Origin of the sequence: Streptomyces sp. NPDC015242 (assembly GCF_043079125.1) — a bacterium.
In the GTDB taxonomy this organism is placed as follows: domain Bacteria; phylum Actinomycetota; class Actinomycetes; order Streptomycetales; family Streptomycetaceae; genus Streptomyces.
Window position 1 is genome coordinate 35,337 of sequence record NZ_JBIBUF010000016.1, and the last position, 15,682, is coordinate 51,018.

At 69.9% G+C, this 15,682-nt stretch carries 14 protein-coding genes; 9 read left to right on the forward strand and 5 right to left on the reverse strand.

From position 1 onward, the window contains the following. Positions 1 to 11: 11 nt before the first annotated feature. Entirely contained in the window at positions 12 to 830 is an 819-nt protein-coding gene (locus ACF07N_RS35785; protein ID WP_392120998.1) for a hypothetical protein, read from the reverse strand. Between the two features lie 255 nt (positions 831 to 1,085). On the opposite strand from ACF07N_RS35785, the gene ACF07N_RS35790 reads away from it, so the two are divergent. The 8 genes from ACF07N_RS35790 (at position 1,086) to ACF07N_RS35825 (ending at position 11,587) form a co-directional block, all read left to right on the forward strand. Beyond that, positions 1,086 to 2,249 carry a mandelate racemase/muconate lactonizing enzyme family protein gene (locus ACF07N_RS35790; protein ID WP_392121000.1) on the forward strand — a complete coding sequence of 388 codons (1,164 nt, stop codon included), beginning with the start codon at positions 1,086 to 1,088 and terminating at the stop codon, positions 2,247 to 2,249. A 61-nt stretch (positions 2,250 to 2,310) separates the two neighbouring features. Beyond that, entirely contained in the window at positions 2,311 to 3,315 is a 1,005-nt protein-coding gene (locus ACF07N_RS35795) for a zinc-binding dehydrogenase (RefSeq protein WP_383581365.1), read from the forward strand. Positions 3,316 to 3,426: 111 nt separating this feature from the next. Then, positions 3,427 to 4,395: a hypothetical protein gene (locus ACF07N_RS35800; protein WP_383322996.1), complete on the forward strand. Its 969-nt coding sequence runs from the start codon at positions 3,427 to 3,429 to the stop codon at positions 4,393 to 4,395. Between the two features lie 138 nt (positions 4,396 to 4,533). Next, positions 4,534 to 5,646, forward strand: coding sequence for a multiple monosaccharide ABC transporter substrate-binding protein (chvE, locus tag ACF07N_RS35805; protein WP_383322993.1), 1,113 nt, complete (start codon positions 4,534 to 4,536; stop codon positions 5,644 to 5,646). Between the two features lie 46 nt (positions 5,647 to 5,692). Continuing rightward, on the forward strand, positions 5,693 to 7,243 hold the full coding sequence (gene mmsA / locus ACF07N_RS35810; protein WP_392121003.1) for a multiple monosaccharide ABC transporter ATP-binding protein: 1,551 nt from the start codon (positions 5,693 to 5,695) through the stop codon (positions 7,241 to 7,243). Then, a complete protein-coding gene (mmsB, locus tag ACF07N_RS35815) occupies positions 7,240 to 8,484 on the forward strand; it encodes a multiple monosaccharide ABC transporter permease (protein WP_383340324.1) in 1,245 nt (414 codons plus the stop codon). The genes mmsA and mmsB overlap by 4 nt, the downstream gene beginning before the upstream one ends. 55 nt (positions 8,485 to 8,539) lie before the next feature. Then, on the forward strand, positions 8,540 to 9,688 hold the full coding sequence (locus ACF07N_RS35820) for an aldose epimerase family protein (RefSeq protein WP_383340321.1): 1,149 nt from the start codon (positions 8,540 to 8,542) through the stop codon (positions 9,686 to 9,688). 186 nt (positions 9,689 to 9,874) lie between these two features. Next, a complete protein-coding gene (locus ACF07N_RS35825) occupies positions 9,875 to 11,587 on the forward strand; it encodes a pyridoxal phosphate-dependent aminotransferase (protein WP_392121006.1) in 1,713 nt (570 codons plus the stop codon). A gap of 60 nt (positions 11,588 to 11,647) precedes the next feature. Here ACF07N_RS35825 and ACF07N_RS35830 read toward each other — a convergent pair whose 3' ends face one another. The 4 genes from ACF07N_RS35830 to ACF07N_RS35845 all read right to left on the reverse strand — a co-directional run bounded on the left by ACF07N_RS35830 (position 11,648) and on the right by ACF07N_RS35845 (position 15,163). Further along, positions 11,648 to 13,084, reverse strand: a complete 1,437-nt coding sequence (locus ACF07N_RS35830; RefSeq protein WP_392121008.1) for a family 43 glycosylhydrolase — start codon at positions 13,082 to 13,084, stop codon at positions 11,648 to 11,650. Next, complete coding sequence (locus ACF07N_RS35835) at positions 13,066 to 14,046, reverse strand: arabinan endo-1,5-alpha-L-arabinosidase (protein WP_392121010.1); 981 nt, start codon at positions 14,044 to 14,046, stop codon at positions 13,066 to 13,068. Before ACF07N_RS35835 ends, ACF07N_RS35830 begins: the two co-directional genes overlap by 19 nt. 147 nt (positions 14,047 to 14,193) lie before the next feature. Then, positions 14,194 to 14,652 carry a TIGR03618 family F420-dependent PPOX class oxidoreductase gene (locus ACF07N_RS35840; protein WP_392121012.1) on the reverse strand — a complete coding sequence of 153 codons (459 nt, stop codon included), beginning with the start codon at positions 14,650 to 14,652 and terminating at the stop codon, positions 14,194 to 14,196. Positions 14,653 to 14,680: 28 nt separating this feature from the next. Further along, positions 14,681 to 15,163 (reverse strand): ATP-binding protein, encoded by a 483-nt coding sequence (locus ACF07N_RS35845; RefSeq protein WP_392121014.1) that lies wholly within the window; start codon positions 15,161 to 15,163, stop codon positions 14,681 to 14,683. Positions 15,164 to 15,304: 141 nt separating this feature from the next. Here ACF07N_RS35845 and ACF07N_RS35850 point away from each other — a divergent pair. Then, a partial coding sequence (locus tag ACF07N_RS35850) for a Scr1 family TA system antitoxin-like transcriptional regulator (RefSeq protein WP_392121019.1) occupies positions 15,305 to 15,682 on the forward strand: 378 nt, incomplete at its 3' end.

The following is a 15,682-nucleotide window of genomic DNA, read 5'->3' on the forward strand; positions in this document are numbered from 1 at the left end:
ACCGTCAGGCGCTACGTACACCACCACAGGAACCGGTCGCACGTCTCCGACGGAGACGGCTCCGGATCCGGGTCCGGAGGACGGGTCGTCGGATCCGAGGTGGGGGTCGGCGCCGGGGCCGGCGCGGTGGCCGTCGAGGCAGGGGACGATCCGCTCGGGGAGGTGCCCGCCGGAGCCGACTCCGGGCCCTTCGACGTCTCGTCCCCCTCCGGCGACTCCGAGCTCTCGTCCTCCGGGGACGCGGAAGCCGACGGTGAGTCGGACGCACTGGCCGAGGGGCTCGCTGACGAACCCTCAGGAGCGCTGCTTCCGCCGGGAGTCGCCCCCTGCTCGCCCGCTTCCGCCTCCACCGCCTCGCCGTCGACCGACTCCCCGCCGGCCGCCGCGGGCTTCGGTGCCGCCCTCTGCGCGTCCATGCCCAGCTCCGCCAGGCTCAGCCCGCCCGCCGCCAGGACGAACCCGGCCGCGATGAACAGGGTGCGGCGCCTCCGCCGGCGGTGCGCCGCGGCCTTGCGGTCACGCCGGCTCGACCCGCCCGGGCCGTCACCGGCCGGCCCCTGCCCGCGCCCCCGCCGGCGCGCGGCACGCCCCGACGACTCGTCACCGGCCTCTTCGGCAGTGTCGTCGGCGACCTCGCCGGCGACCTGGTCCTCGGCGTCGACCTCGGCATCGGCGTCGGCCACGGCATCGGCGTCGCCGTCCGAGCCGGCGCCGTCGTCGTACACGCCCTGCCCCGGCTCACGCCAGCGCAGCGATTCCGCTGAGGTGCCACATCCGGGGCAGGCCAGCGCGCCGTTGAGGTGCCGTCGGCACGGGTCGCAGTAGTCCATGACGCGGGAAGATTAAGTTCCGCGCGGGTCACGTTCCTAGATCCAGCTGTGAAGGTTCTGTAGGGACGCACCCCGGCCGAGGTTTCGAAACTGTCGAAACCGTTATGCGCGCGACCCATTGACACCCCCGCCGCCCCGTCCTTACTGTCACGCCAGCATTTCGAACGTGTGCCGAAATCTCGAACACAGCATGACGGGCACACGGACGAAACACTGACGGAAACCGAGCCGACGAAGCTGCGAGGGACAATCGCCGTGCGCATCACCGGAATCAGCACACACGTGGTCGGGACGCCGTGGCGCAACCTGACGTACGTCCAGGTGCACACCGACGAGGGCATCACCGGAGTCGGCGAGACCCGGATGCTGGGACACACCGACGCCCTTCTCGGTTACCTGAGGGAGGCCGAGGCCAACCACATTCTCGGCTCCGACCCGTTCGCTGTCGAGGACCTCGTCAAGCGGATGAAGTACGGCGACTACGGCCGCGCGGGCGAGATCGTGATGTCGGGCATCGCCGTGATCGAGATGGCCTGCTGGGACATCAAGGGCAAGGCCCTGGGCGTCCCCGTCTGGCAGCTGCTGGGCGGCAAGGTCACCGACAAGGTCAAGGCGTACGCCAACGGCTGGTACACCACCGAGCGGACCCCGGAGGCCTACCACAAGGCCGCCCAGGGGGTCATGGAGCGCGGCTACCGGGCGCTCAAGATCGACCCCTTCGGCACCGGCCACTTCGAGCTGGACCACAAGGACACCCTGTACGCCGTCTCCCTGATCGAGGCCGTCCGCGACGCCATCGGCCCCGAGGCCGAGCTGATGCTGGAGATGCACGGCCGCTTCTCCCCGGCCACGGCCGTGCGCCTGGCCAAGGAGCTGGCGCCGTTCAACCCGGCGTGGCTGGAGGAGCCGGTCCCGCCGGAGAACCTGAAGGCCCTGGAGAAGGTCGCCGCCAAGGTCGACATGCCCGTCGCCACCGGTGAGCGCATCCACGACCGGATCGAGTTCCGGGAGCTGTTCGAGAACCAGGCCGTCGACATCATCCAGCCGGACGTCGGCCACATCGGTGGCATCTGGGAGACCCGCAAGCTCGCCGCGACCGCCGAGACCCACTACATGCTGGTGGCCCCGCACAACGTGGGCGGCTCGGTGCTGACGGCCGCCTCGCTCCAGGTCGGGTTCACCTCCCCGAACTTCAAGATCCTGGAGCACTTCAACGACTTCGCGGACGCGGAGATCAAGAAGGTCGTCAAGGGCGCGCCGCAGGTGAACCCGGAGGACGGCTGCTTCCACCTGTCCCACGCCCCGGGCCTCGGCGTGGAGCTGGACGTGGACGCCGCCGCCGAGTTCCCGCAGCAGCAGGCGCGCTTCGACCTCTGGGCGGAGGGCTGGGAGCAGCGCAAGCCCAAGGCCACCCAGTGACCGTACGGCCCCCGGAAACCCGGCACCGGCCACCGAAACCTTCGAAAACCGGAGGCGCCCCGTGAGCACCGCGGTAGTGATCGACGCCCCGGGCGAGCACCGTCTCGTCCCGCACGAGCCCCGGCGGCCCGGGGCCGGCGAGGCCCTGGTGCGCGTGCACGCCTCCGGCATCTGCGGCAGCGACCGCGAGGTGTACCAGGGCAACCGCCCCGAGGGGTATGTGCGCTATCCGCTCACCCCGGGCCACGAGTGGTCCGGGACGGTGGAGGCCGTGGGCGCGGACGTCCCCGCCTCCCTGGTCGGCCGCAAGGTCGTCGGCGAGGGCTTCCGCAACTGCCAGGTCTGCGACCGCTGCCACGCGGGCGACACGACCCTGTGCGCGGCCGGGTACGAGGAGACCGGGTTCACCCAGCCGGGCGCGATGGCGGCCACGCTGACGCTCCCGGCGCGGCTGCTGCACGTCCTGCCGGACGGCTGCGACCTCACGGCGGCGGCGCTGCTGGAGCCGGCCGCGTGCATCGCGGCCGCCGCGCTGAAGGCGAACGCGCGGCCCGGCGAGAAGGTCGCCGTGGTCGGCACCGGCACGCTCGGCATGTTCGCCGTGCAGTTCCTGAAGGCGAACTCGCCCGCGGAGCTGCTGGTCGTCGGCACCCGCCGGGACCGCGAGGCGCTGGCGCGGCAGTACGGCGCGACGGACTTCCGGACCAAGGACGAGCAGCTCCCGGACGACGTCGACGTGGTGATCGAGACGGCCGGGTCCGCGGACGCCGCCCGGCTCTCCGCCGCTCTGCTCAGGCGCGGGGGCCGGCTGGTCCTGACGGGCATCCCGGCACCGGGTGCCGAGGGCCTCGACCCGACCGACCTGGTCGTACGGCAGCTGGAGGTGCACACCGTCTTCGGTGCTCCGCCGGATGCCTGGGCGCACACCGTGCGGGTGTTCGCCGCCGGGCTGCTCGACCCGCTGCCGCTGGTGACGCACGAGCTGCCGCTCTCCGAGTTCCCGCAGGCCATCGAGCTGGTGGGAGCCGGTGATCCGAAGGTGGGCAAGGTGCTGCTCCGCCCGTAGACGTACGCCGGTACGGGGGCGACCTGACGGCCCCCGTACCGGCGTACACCCAGCCTTGCCCTACCCCGAGCCGCGAACCTCGTCCGAAATATCGAACCGAAGGACATTGCTGTGACCGACGCTTCCGCCCCGGCCGCCCGCAGGCCCGGTGAGCAGGCGCTCACCACCCTGGGCCTGAACGCGCCCGCCCTCGATCCCGCCGACGCCTCGCCGCACTCCTTCCCCGGCGGCGGCCGCTGGCGCACGGAGATCCCCTCCTGCGAGGGCCCGGAGGCGCTGGCCGTGGTCCTGAAGGAGGCCTCGCGGCTGGACGTGCCGATCCACCGGATCAGCCAGGGCAGCGGCGTGTGGATGCTGACCGACGCCGAGATCACCGAGATGGTGGAGGCGACGGCCGAGCGCGACATCGAACTCTGCCTGTTCACCGGCCCGCGCGGCACGTGGGACATCGGCGGGTCCACGCGCACCGACTCACGGGGGGCCGGCCTGCGCGCCCGCGGCCACGACGCGGTCGCCGGGTGCGTCGAGGACGCCGTCCGGGCCACGGAGCTGGGCGTCAAGTGCCTGCTCGTCGCCGACGAGGGCGTGCTGTGGACGCTGCACCGGGCCCGCGCGGCCGGCATCATCCCGGCCGACACCACGCTCAAGGTGAGCGCGCTGATCGGCCCCGTCAACCCGGCGGCGTACGCCGTCTACGAGCGTCTCGGCGCCGACTCGGTCAACGTGCCGAGCGACCTGACGCTCGATCACCTCACCGAGATCCGCCGGGTGTCCGGCGCTCCCATGGACATGTACATCGAGGCCCCCGACGACCTCGGCGGCTACGTCCGGATGTACGAGGTCGCCGAGCTGATCCGGCGCGGCGCACCGCTCTACCTGAAGTTCGGCCTGTCGAAGGCGCCCGGGATCTACCCCTACGGGCACCACATGCGGGAGCTGACCCTGGCCACCGCCAAGGAACGCGTGCGGCGCGGCCGGCTCGCCCTGGACCTCCTGGCCCGTCACGGAGCCGACGGCGACATGGCGCCGCTGGGTTCGCGACTGCCCGGCGATCTGCAACGGTTCGAAATCTCGTCATAACGTTCCGGAAACTCGTCTTACAAAAGACGACACAGCCGACCACAATCCCACACATCTCTTCTCGGTCTTTCCGGCACGACCACCGGAGCGACTTCGCGCCTCCCAGACCGAGCCCTGCACACATCAAGGATGATGATCATGCGTAACCGCAGAGCCGCCCTCGCCGCCATAGCCGGAGCCGCGTCCCTCGCCCTGACCCTGTCCGCCTGCGGGCAGAACAGCGAGGGCGGCAGCGAGGAGAGCGGGGACAGCGCCAAGGGCGGGACCATCGGCATCGCGATGCCGACCAAGTCGTCCGAGCGCTGGATCGCCGACGGGAACAACGTCAAGAGGGACCTGGAGTCCAAGGGCTACAAGACCCAGCTGGTCTACGGCGAGGACGACCCGGACCAGCAGGTCTCGCAGATCGAGAACCTGATCACGCAGGGCGTCAAGGCGCTGATCGTCGCGGCCATCGACAACAAGTCGATGAACAACGTGCTGCAGCAGGCCAAGGACGCGAACATCCCGGTCATCTCCTACGACCGGCTGATCCTCGGCACGCAGAACGTCGACTACTACGCCTCCTTCGACAACGAGAAGGTCGGCGAGCTGCAGGGCAGCTACATCGTCGAGAAGCTCGGCCTGAAGGACGGCTCGAAGAAGGGCCCGTTCAACATCGAGCTGTTCGCCGGCTCCAACGACGACAACAACACCCGCTACTTCTTCCAGGGCGCGATGAACGTGCTGCAGCCCTACATCGACAAGAAGCAGCTCGTCGTCCGCTCCGGCCAGACCAAGCTCAACCAGGTCACCACCCTGCGCTGGGACGGCGGCACCGCCCAGAAGCGCATGGACGACATCCTGACCTCGGCCTACAAGACCGAGCGCGTCGACGCCGTCCTCTCCCCCTACGACGGCATCTCCATCGGCATCCTGTCGGCCCTGAAGTCGGACGACTACGGCTCCAAGAGCAAGCCGCTGCCGGTCGTCACGGGCCAGGACGCCGAGGTCGCCTCGGTGAAGTCGATCATCGCCGACCAGCAGTCGATGACCGTCTACAAGGACACCCGCGAACTGGCGAAGGTGGCCTCCAACATGGTCGACGCCCTGCTGAACGACAAGAAGCCCGAGGTCAACGACACCAAGACCTACGACAACGGCGCCAAGGTCGTCCCGGCCTACCTGCTGGAGCCGGTCGCCGTCGACAAGAGCAACTACCAGAAGGAGGTCGTCGACTCCGGCTACATCAAGGAGAGCGACCTCAAGTAAGCCCCGCCACCCACCGACGATTCACCACTGATTGGAAGGCACGACCATGGCGGGACCCGTCCTGGAAATGCGCTCGATCGTCAAGACCTTTCCCGGCGTCAAGGCGCTGTCGGACGTCACGCTGACCGTCCGGCAGGGCGAGGTCCACGCCATCTGCGGGGAGAACGGCGCCGGCAAGTCGACCCTGATGAAGGTCCTCTCCGGCGTCCACCCGCACGGCACCTACGAGGGCGACATCCTCTTCGAGGGAGAGGTCTGCCAGTTCAAGGACATCCGGGCCAGCGAAGAGCGCGGCATCGTGATCATCCACCAGGAACTGGCCCTGGTGCCCTACCTCTCCCTCGCGGAGAACATCTTCCTCGGCAACGAGCACGCCACCCGGGGCATCATCAGCTGGACCGAGACCCTGAGGCACGCCACCGAACTGCTGCGCCGGGTCGGCCTGTCCGACCACCCGGACACCCGCGTCGCCGACATCGGCGTGGGCAAGCAGCAGCTCGTGGAGATCGCCAAGGCCCTGTCCAAGAAGGTGAAGCTGCTCATCCTGGACGAGCCGACCGCCGCCCTGAACGACGAGGACAGCGGCAAACTCCTGGACCTGATCCTGGAGTTGAAGAACCAGGGCATCACCTCGATCATCATCTCCCACAAGCTCAACGAGATCCGCAAGGTCGCCGACTCGGTGACGATCCTGCGCGACGGCCAGACCATCGAGACCCTGGACGTGAAGGCGCCGGAGACCACCGAGGACCGGATCATCAGCGGCATGGTCGGCCGCGACCTGGAGCACCGCTTCCCGGAGCGGACGCCGCACGAGCCCGAGGAGGGGGCGGCCCCCGCCCTGGAGATCCGCAACTGGACCGTGCACCACCCGATCGACCAGCAGCGCAAGGTGTGCGACGACGTGTCGCTCCACGTGCGCCGCGGCGAGATCGTCGGCATCGCGGGCCTGATGGGCGCCGGCCGCACCGAACTCGCCATGAGCGTCTTCGGGCGCACCTACGGCCGGTACGCGGGCGGCACGGTCCTCAAGGACGGCACGGAGATCCGCACCAAGTCCGTCCCCGAGGCGGTCAAGCACGGCATCGCCTACGTCACCGAGGACCGCAAGCACTACGGCCTGAACCTCATCGACACCATCAACCGCAACATCTCGCTGAGCGCCCTGGGCAAGGTCGCCAAGCGCGGTGTGGTGGACGAGCACGAGGAGCGGCAGGTCGCCGAGGGCTTCCGCAAGTCGATGAACATCAAGGCGCCGACCGTCTTCGAGCCGGTCGGCAAGCTGTCCGGCGGCAACCAGCAGAAGGTCGTCCTCAGCAAGTGGATCTTCTCGGGTCCGGACGTGCTGATCCTGGACGAGCCGACGCGCGGTATCGACGTCGGCGCCAAGTACGAGATTTACACGGTCATCGACCAGTTGGCCGCCCAGGGCAAGGCGGTCGTCTTCATCTCCTCCGAACTGCCCGAGCTGCTCGGCATGTGCGACCGCATCTACACGATGGCCGCGGGGCGGCTGACGGGTGAGTTCTCGCGGGCCGAGGCCTCCCAGGAATCGCTGATGCGTCAGATGACGAAGGACAAAGAGGTATCCCGATGAGCACGGACGTGACCGCCAAGAGCCCGGCCCCCGCGCCGCCGGGCAGGAGCGGAGGGGCCACGGGCGACGGCCTGCTGGCCCTGGTGCTGGACGGCATGCGCCGCAACATGCGGCAGTACGGCATGCTGATCGCCCTGGGCCTGATCGTGGTCCTGTTCGCCGTGTGGACCGACGGCGACCTGCTGCTGCCGCGCAACGTCTCCAACCTGGTGCTGCAGAACAGCTACATCCTGATCCTCGCGATCGGCATGATGCTGGTCATCATCGCGGGCCACATCGACCTGTCGGTCGGCTCGCTGACGGCGTTCGTCGGCTCGATGGCCGCCGTGTTCATGGTCAAACAGGACATGCCGTGGCCGCTCGCCGTGGTGCTGTGCCTCGCCGTGGGCGCGCTGGCGGGCGCCGTCCAGGGGTTCTTCATCGCGTACGGCGGCATACCGTCGTTCATCGTGACCCTGGCGGGCATGCTGATCTTCCGCGGTCTGACGGAGATCTTCCTGGAGGGCCAGACCCTCGGCCCGTTCCCGGAGGGCCTGCAGAAGGTCGCCAACGGCTTCCTGCCCGAGGTCGGCCCGAACACGAACTACCACAACCTCACGCTGCTGCTGGGCTTCGCGATGATCGCCTTCGTGATCTTCCAGGAGGTCCGTGACCGCAAGCGGCAGCAGGAGTTCGCGCTCGACGTCCCGCCCGCCAAGCTGTTCCTGCTGAAGCTGGTCGCGATCGGCGCCGCCATCCTGACGCTGACGCTGCTGCTGGCCAGCTACAAGGGCGCCCCGATCGTGCTGCTCATCCTGGGCGTGCTGCTCGTCGGCTTCGGCTACGTGATGCGCAACGCGATCATCGGCCGCCACATCTACGCGATCGGCGGCAACCTCCCGGCGGCCAAGCTGTCGGGTGTGAAGGACAAGAAGGTCACCTTCCTGGTCTTCCTGAACATGGGCATGCTCGCGGCCCTGGCGGGTCTGGTCTTCGCCGCCCGCTTCAACGCGGCCTCTCCCAAGGCCGGCCTCAACTTCGAGCTGGAGGCGATCGCGGCCTCGTTCATCGGCGGTGCGTCGATGAGCGGCGGTGTCGGCACCGTCCTCGGCGCGATCATCGGCGGCCTGGTCCTGGGCGTGCTGAACAACGGTATGAACCTCGTCGGCATCGGCACCGACTGGCAGCAGGTCATCAAGGGCCTGGTGCTCCTGGCGGCGGTCGGGTTCGACGTGTGGAACAAGCGCAAGGTCGGTTCGTAAGTCAGCTCGGGCCCCGCCGGAAGGCGGGGCCCTTTCCTCATCGGGAGCCGCACACATGGAACTGAACAGACGCACGGTCATCGCGGGAGCGGCGGCGGCGGGCATGGCCGCCACCGCGTTCGGCGGCACGGCGCACGCCACGGGAGGCAGGAAGCCGGTGAAGACGCTCTTCGGCAAGCTCGCCGACGGCACGAAGGTGCACCTCTGGTCGCTGGAGAACGGCGGCACCCGCCTGAAGGTCCTCTCCTACGGCGGCATCGTGCAGTCCCTGGAGATCCCCGACCGCCGCGGCCGCTACGCCAACGTCAGCGCCGGCTTCGACAACCTCGAGGACTACGTCGCCAGCAGCCCGTACTTCGGCGCCCTGATCGGCCGGTACGGCAACCGCATCGGCCAGGGCAAGTTCACGCTCGACGGCAAGAACTACCAGCTCTCCGTCAACGACGGCGAGCAGAGCCTGCACGGCGGCGCCAAGGGCTTCGACAAGCGCGTCTGGGACGTCGAGCCGTTCGTGAAGGGCTCCGACGTCGGCCTGTACCTGTACTACACGAGCGTCGACGGGGAGATGGGCTACCCGGGCACGCTCAAGACGAAGGTGACGTACACCCTCACCAAGCACGGTGACTGGCGCATCGACTACGAGGCCACCACCGACAAGGCCACCGTCGTCAACCTCACCAGCCATGTGTACTGGAACCTGGCCGGCGAGGGCAGCGGCACCATCGAGGACCACGAGCTGCACATCGCCGCCTCCCGCTACACGCCCACCGACGCGGGCCTGATCCCCACGGGCGAGCTGGCCAAGGTCGCGGGCACCCCGTTCGACTTCCGCAAGGCCAAGCCGATCGGCCGGGACATACGCGTCTCCCACCCGCAGCTCGTGACCGCCAAGGGCTTCGACCACAACTGGGTCCTGGACAAGGGCGTCACCGCCCGGCCCGAGCCCGTGGCCACCCTGCGCGACCCGTCCTCCGGCCGCACGATGAAGATCTCCACGAACGAGCCGGGCCTGCAGTTCTACTCCGGCAACTTCCTCGACGGCACGCTCACCGGCCCGTCCGGCCGCATCTACCGGCAGGGTGACGCGCTGTGCCTGGAGACGCAGCACTTCCCCGACTCGCCGAACAAGCCGTCGTTCCCGTCGACGGTGCTGCGGCCCGGGCAGACGTACCGGACGACCACGGTCCACACGTTCGGCTGCTGACCCGGCCCCTCCGGGCGCCCTCAGCCGTCTTCACAGGGGGCACACATTTTCCTGAGGGACGTCTCAGTGGTTGAACGGCGTCACCGGAGGCTCCGTATGTAAGGGCGGCCCGCGCTCCCCCGCGCGGGCCGCCCTTGAACGTCGGGTCCGGCCGTCCCCCACGGGCCCGCCCCCTACGGAGGTTCCATGGCCGACAACGTCACGTCGCTGTTCCGCAGTACCGCGGCTCACAGCCCGTCGATGGCGGCTCTGACACGCGAGGGCGGCGAGGGAGCCGGCCCCGTGGACTTCTGTATCCCCTGCAACCCCTACTTCCCCACCCCGGCCATGTTCGAGGACATGGCGGGCAAGCTGCGGGACATCATCACCTACTACCCGAGCAGCGCCGACACGATCACGGCCGAGCTGTGCAGCCTGCTCCAGCTGCCCCCGCAGTGCGTGGCCATGGGCAACGGCTCGACCGAGCTGATCACCTGGATCGACCACCTGCTGGTCCGCGAGTCCCTCGCCGTCCCCGTCCCCACGTTCGGCCGCTGGACCGACCAGCCCATGGAGACCGGCAAGCGGGTCGACATGTTCCCGCTCCAGGAGTCCAGCGGCTTCGCCCTGGACCTCGCGCAGTACGCCGAGTTCATCCGCGCCCGGGGCACGCGCGTCGCCGTGATCTGCAACCCCAACAACCCCGACGGCGGTTTCCTGCACAAGCACGCCGTGGTGCAGTTCATGGACGCCATGGCCGACCTCGACCTCGTGGTGATCGACGAGTCGTTCCTGGAGTTCGCGGACGCCGAGGCCGAACCGTCCGTGGTGCAGGAGGCGATGCTCCGCCCCAACGTTGTCGTGCTGCGCAGCCTCGGCAAGAACTTCGGCCTGCACGGCATCCGCTTCGGCTACCTCGTCGCCAACCCGGCGCTCGCGGGCCGGGTCCGCTCGATGCTGCCCAAGTGGAACCTCAACTCCTTCGCCGAGCACGTCGTCTTCATGCTGAAGGAGCACGGCGCCGAGTACGCGCAGAGCCTGCAGCAGGTGCGCCGGGACCGCCTCGACATGGCGAGCCAGCTCTCGGCACTGCCCGGTCTGACGGTCTACCCGTCCCAGGGCAACTTCCTCTTCGTGCGCCTGCCCGTGGGTGCCGAGGGCACCGTGGTCCGCGACCGGATGCTCACCGAGCACCGGATCCTGGTCCGCGAGTGCGGCAACAAGATCGGTTCGTCCAGCCGCTTCCTGCGTCTCGTGGTGCGCCCCCAGGTGGACGTGCGTCGCCTGGTGTCCGGCCTGGAACAGGTGCTCTACGGGACGTCCAGGAGGGGAGCCGCCGTATCCGAGCCGGGCAACGGGACCAGCTACAGCTCGGGTACGGCGGCCGTGGACCGGCTGGTGAGCGAGACGAACGGGGCGGGAACGCGAGGGCTGGCGGCGCAGGCCATGGCCGGTCCGGGCGGACCGGGACCGGCGGCGGTTCCGGCCGCCGCGAGCGCGGGTCCCGGTGGCCCGGGGCTCGCCCCCGCACCGGCGCCCGCCGCGCCGATGCCCGCCCCCGTCCCCGCTCCGGCCGCCGGCATCGGCATGCCGCTCCCCGCCGCCGCGTCCGCCGTGCCGGCGGGTGCGGGCGGCGGGATGCCGATGCCGGCCGCGGCGCAGATGCCGCAGCCGCAGCCGCAGCCCGTGCCGCAGATGCCGCAGCCGCTGCCGCAGGCGCCCCAGCCCCAGGTGCCGCAGCCCGCTCCCCAGCCGGTGGCCGCGCCGTTCAGCGGGCCCACGCCGCCCGGTGTTCCCGCGCGGGGTGGCCTGACGGCCGCGCAGGTGCGGGGCACGAACGGGCTGACGCCGGCACCGGCCACCGGGTGGCCCGCCGCGCAGAGCTGGCCCAACGCGGCGGGGATGGGGCAGGCGGGGTAGGTCGGCGGGTGCGGGGCCGTCGTGGCCGTCGCGCGGTTCCCCGCACCCCCGGGGGCGGCGCTACACGGCCGTCAGCTTCCACTGCTGGCAGGCGTTGTTCAGCCATGACCACTGGCGTACGTCCGCGCCGTCCGCCGTCCCGCAGTCCGCCACGTCCGCCACCTTGCCCGTCGCCTGGTTGGTGATGCGGACGAAGCCGCCGTCCGTGGCCACGAAGCGGAACCGCTGGCAGGTGTTGTTCAGCCACGACCACTGGCGCAGGTCGGCGCCGTCGGCGGAGGAGCAGTCGGCGGTGTCGAGGACCTTGCCGGTGGCGACGTTCACCAGGCGATGGGTGTCGTCGCCGAGGTCCTCCAGGCGCCAGCGCTGGTTGGTGTTGCCGTTGCAGGTGTACTGGGCCACGTTGGCGCCGTCCGCCGTGGAACCGCCGGTCACGTCCAAGCACTTGCCGCTGTTGCGGTTGGTGACCGTGTACGTGGTGGAGGCGCTGGACGGTTCCCCGGAAGGCCCGGGGAGGGAGGCGCCCAGCCGCACCGGCGTGCCGAGGTCCGGCGTGCCGTCGGCGTTCCAGGTGAACTTCTGGGCACGGGTCGTCCGGCCGTTGTCGCAGCCCTCGGAGGCCGAGTCGTTGGCGTGGTAGACGATCCAGTTCTCGCGGCCGTCGGGTGAGGTGAAGAAGCCGTTGTGGCCGGGCCCGTACACCCCGTTGGCATCGCTGCGCTGGAAGACGGGCGTGGACTTCTTCGTCCAGGACGACGCGGCCAGCGGGTCGGGGCCGGTCAGCTCCAGCTGCCCGAGCTTGTAGTCGGGGGTCCAGCAGCCGCTCGCCGAGTAGATCAGGAACGTGCGGCCGCCCCGCTGGAGCACCTCGGCGCCCTCGTTGACCGTACCGCCCTGCCGTTCCCAGGCGTACGTCGGAGTCGAGATGGTCGAGTAGGAGCCGCTGACGGTGTACGGGTTGGACATGGGGGCGATGACGAGGTTCTGCGTCCCGCCCGTGATGGCGCTGCCCAGCACGTACAGCCGGCCGTTCACGTTCAGCACGCTCGGGTCCAGCATCCACGCGCTGCTGAGCTGCCCCTTGTACGTGTACGGCCCCATGGGGTCGGAGCCGGCGCTCTCCAGGACGTGGCTGCGCTGGGTCGGGTTGTAGTCGGACACGTTCTGCCCGGCGACGTAGTACAGGTACCAGCGGCCATTGAGGAAGTGCAGCTCGGGCGCCCAGATGTTGCAGCAGCGGGAGGCGGCGTCGCCCTTCCACACCTGGACGCTGGGGGCGGTGGCGAGCCCGGCGAGGGTGGTGGCCTTGCGGATGGTGATGACGTCGGTCCAAGTGGTCGTCACCAGGTAGTAGTTGCCGTCGTGGTACGAGATCCAGGGGTCGGCGCCCTTGACGGACTTGACGGGGTTCGTGAAGGAGGCGGCGCTCGCCTGCGGCTGCCCGGCGGACAGGGCCAGCAGCAGGGCCGCCAGCAGGGTCAGTAGGCGACGGGCCATCCGCTGCTCCAGTTCAGGAGGTTGATGCCGAGCTTGGGCGTGCCGTTGTCGTTGCCGTCGTAGTAGTGGTAGACGATCAGGTCGCCGTCGGCGTCCTTCAGGATCGACTGGCCGCCGGGGCCGATGACGCTGCCGTGCGATTCGAGGACGGGGGTGCCGCCGTTGTTCATCAGCGACACGCCGTTCCTGTCGACGTAGGGTCCGGTGACGCTGGTGGCACGCCCGACCTTCACCTTGTACGTGGAGCCGGTGCCGGCGCAGCAGGTGTCGTAGCTGGCGAAGAGGTAGTAGTAGCCGCCCCGCTTCACGATGAAGGGCGCCTCGACCGCCTTGGTCCCGGTGGGGCGGGAGGCGAGCGAGTACCGGGTGGTGTGGGAGGCCAGCTGCTTCCCGGTGGCGGGGTTGATGCGGATCATCTTGATCCCGGTCCACCAACTGCCGAACGACAGCCACCACGTGCCGTCGTCGTTCACGAAGAGGTTCGGGTCGATGGCGTTGAAGTCGCTGGCGGAGTTGGAGGTGTAGACCGGGCCCTGGTCGGTCCAGCTGCCCGGCTGGCCGGTGGTGGAGGTCGCCAGTCCGATGGCGGAGGTGTTCGAGCCGAACTTCGAGACGGAGTAGTACATCAGGTACTTGCCGCCCTGGTAGGAGATGTCCGGCGCCCAGGCCTCGGGGACGGAGGAGTAGGTGCGCCACCAGCTCGGCCGGCTGGAGAAGGCGTCGGCGCCGTTGCGGAAGGCGGTGCGGTCGCCGCTGGTCTTGTGGGCGATGCCGCCGCCGGTGGCGTAGAGCAGGTACTGGCCGGACGAGGTGCGGATCATCGACGGGTCGTGCGTGACGATGTCGCCGGTCACGCGACCGGGGCCCGGGTAGGCCGACGCCGTACCCGGGATCAGGGCCAGCAGGGCGGCGGCGGGGAGGGCGAGCAGGGTGGTGCGCCTGCGCAGGGGGGTGCGGCTCATACGGGGGGTCCTCCTTGCGGTGGGGGTGTCACAACTGGTCGAGATCTCGAACAGTGCTCGCAAGTTCGAACGGGACCGTAGAATCGAACCCCTTGCGCGTCAATGGTTCGCGCAGCAACAACCGGGCGCCCGCCCCGGGCAGGTGCCCTACCCCTCGACGTCGAGCGCCGTCCCGTACAGCCGGTCCACCCGCAGCCGGATCACGACCCGTCGCTCGTCGACCAGTTGCCGCAGGAACGCGTCCTCGTCCTGCGGCGCGGCGTCCGCCGGGATCATCGCGAGCAGCTCCCGCCCGACCGCGTCGCCGGGGACGGACGTGACTGCGGAGACCTCCGCCTCCCCCTCGGCGACGGCGAACGACCAGACGTCCCCGCCCTGCACGTGCAGGGCGGCGCGGGGTTCGCGGCGCAGGTGTGTGACCTTGACGCGGTCGGCAGTGGTCGAGAACCGCAGTGTGCGGGACTCGGCGTCCCAGCTGTACGCCATGGTGGTCAGGTGGGGGTGGCCACTGCGCTTGACGGTGGCGAGCGTGCCGAACCGCTGCGCGGCGAGCAGGCCGGAGAGGGCTTCGTCGGACAGGATGCGGGGCGTCGGTCTGTCGGTCATGCCCTCACCAACGCCGGGGCGCCGCGGGTCATTTCGAGCCGGGGACGTCGATCCATTCCGGCAGGTCGATCTCCGCCCGCACGGTCTTGCCGGGCGGCTCGCGGTCGAGCACCTCCCAGCGGTCGGCGAGCGCGTCGACGAGGACGAACCCGCGGCCGTGCTCGTCGAGGGGCCGGGGCGGCCGTACGGCACCGGGTGCGGGCGGGCGGGGCGGCCCGCTGCGGGAATCGGCCACCTCGACCTGGACACGGCCCGGCGCGAGTTCCAGCCGCAGCGCGAAGTCCCGCCCGGGCACGCGCCCGTGGGTCACGGCGTTGGCCGCCAGCTCCGCCACGATCGCCCCGACCGCGTCGGAGACGTCCGTGCCGTAGGGGATGCCCCAGGAGTGCAGCTGGTTCAGCGTGAGGCGGCGGGCGAGACGGGCACCGCGGGGCGTGGAGCTGAGGCGCTGGGTGAACACACGTACGGTAACCGAAGGTTGGGCGGTGCTGCGGCTGATCGGCGCTGTCATGCGCCCAATGTGACGTGCGGGGACGGCGATTCTCCAGGCCGTGACCGCGTACGCTGCGGCAGCGTACGCGGTCACGGACTGGACAGTACCGGTGACGTCCCGTAACCATGCTGCGGGAGGTGACCGACCGTGGTCGATGGCATGGTGGGGACGGGTGGCGAGCCGGAGTCGTCGGACAGTCTGCGGACGTTCGGGGCGGTGGTCCAGGGCTTGCGCGAACACGCCGGGCTGAGCCGGGAGGAGTTCGGGGAACTGGTGCGGTTCTCCAAACACACGGTGGCTTCGGTGGAGTTGGGGAGGCGGATGCCGGATCCCACTTTCGTGGCGCGCGCGGAGGAGGCCTTGGGTATGGCAGGCGTCCTCCAGAAGGCAGCGGGACGCCTGGAGCGGCAGCCGGGTCTGGCGGCATGGTTCCGACGTTGGACTCAGCTGGAGCAGGTGGCGATCACCCTGTACACCTACGAGTGCCGCATGGTTCCGGGCCTCCTGCAAACGGAGGCATACGCACACCAGTTGTTC

Bases quoted from the DNA above. Each gene is read 5' to 3' on its own strand.
- ACF07N_RS35785 (WP_392120998.1), bottom strand. From the start codon at position 830: ATGGACTACTGCGACCCGTGCCGACGGCACCTCAACGGCGCGCTGGCC.
- chvE (WP_383322993.1), top strand. From the start codon at position 4,534: ATGCGTAACCGCAGAGCCGCCCTCGCCGCCATAGCCGGAGCCGCGTCC.
- mmsA (WP_392121003.1), top strand. From the start codon at position 5,693: ATGGCGGGACCCGTCCTGGAAATGCGCTCGATCGTCAAGACCTTTCCC.
- mmsB (WP_383340324.1), top strand. From the start codon at position 7,240: ATGAGCACGGACGTGACCGCCAAGAGCCCGGCCCCCGCGCCGCCGGGC.
- ACF07N_RS35820 (WP_383340321.1), top strand. From the start codon at position 8,540: ATGGAACTGAACAGACGCACGGTCATCGCGGGAGCGGCGGCGGCGGGC.
- ACF07N_RS35825 (WP_392121006.1), top strand. From the start codon at position 9,875: ATGGCCGACAACGTCACGTCGCTGTTCCGCAGTACCGCGGCTCACAGC.
- ACF07N_RS35830 (WP_392121008.1), bottom strand. From the start codon at position 13,084: ATGGCCCGTCGCCTACTGACCCTGCTGGCGGCCCTGCTGCTGGCCCTG.
- ACF07N_RS35835 (WP_392121010.1), bottom strand. From the start codon at position 14,046: ATGAGCCGCACCCCCCTGCGCAGGCGCACCACCCTGCTCGCCCTCCCC.
- ACF07N_RS35840 (WP_392121012.1), bottom strand. From the start codon at position 14,652: ATGACCGACAGACCGACGCCCCGCATCCTGTCCGACGAAGCCCTCTCC.
- ACF07N_RS35845 (WP_392121014.1), bottom strand. From the start codon at position 15,163: ATGACAGCGCCGATCAGCCGCAGCACCGCCCAACCTTCGGTTACCGTA.